This is a genomic window from Falsochrobactrum shanghaiense, from assembly GCF_003149535.1.
GTDB lineage: Bacteria > Pseudomonadota > Alphaproteobacteria > Rhizobiales > Rhizobiaceae > Brucella > Brucella shanghaiense.
Genome location: NZ_QGDB01000038.1, coordinates 1 through 632 on the forward strand (window position 1 = coordinate 1; position 632 = coordinate 632).

The following is a 632-nucleotide window of genomic DNA, read 5'->3' on the forward strand; positions in this document are numbered from 1 at the left end:
GTGAGCATCATGGCGGGATACAATTGCCCGTCCACGCTGCGCGGGACAACGAATGGGCAATTGAAAGATGAAATAATAAAGAAATAAATATAAAATAAAAGTCTCCGACCTGTTTGCAAGCCCAAACTGTCTATTCTTGTAAACAAAAATAGAAAATTTGTTCTGATGCAACACGTCAGTGTACTTGTTTATTAAAAATTTTTTTATTTTTAAAAACAATTTTACGAACAAATCGAGTAAGCGATTTGATTTACGGAAAATTTATTTTCCTGTTTGCTCTCGCCTGAATCTCTGAGTCGAGAAACGACAGAGGGGCCCCGAGCACCCTGTCACGCGCGCGCGCGCGCGTGTCAAAATTCGTCGAGTTCGAAAACTCGAAAAAAGGGGGGTAGGTGGGGTAGGGTCAAAAATGGTCAAAAATGGTCATTTTTGGGCGAAAAACGGCCAAAATCGGCCATTTTTGGGCATTTTCGGGCAAATTTTTTTTTTTTTTTCGCGATTTTTGCCTAGCATAGCTCCCCGTTTAAAGGCTCCTTGTCCGTCTGGCAGCCGTCCACCAATTTATACAGTACTAAATGCCGCATTTTCGGCCCTGAACACCCTCTCGGGTGGCACCGTGGTGGGACACCACT

General features: G+C 43.7%; 1 protein-coding gene. It reads left to right on the forward strand.

Features of this window, described 5'->3' with window-relative positions; translation table 11 throughout:
* Positions 1 to 409: 409 nt before the first annotated feature.
* A partial coding sequence (locus tag DKP76_RS19560; RefSeq protein WP_210204490.1) for a hypothetical protein occupies positions 410 to 632 on the forward strand: 223 nt, incomplete at its 3' end.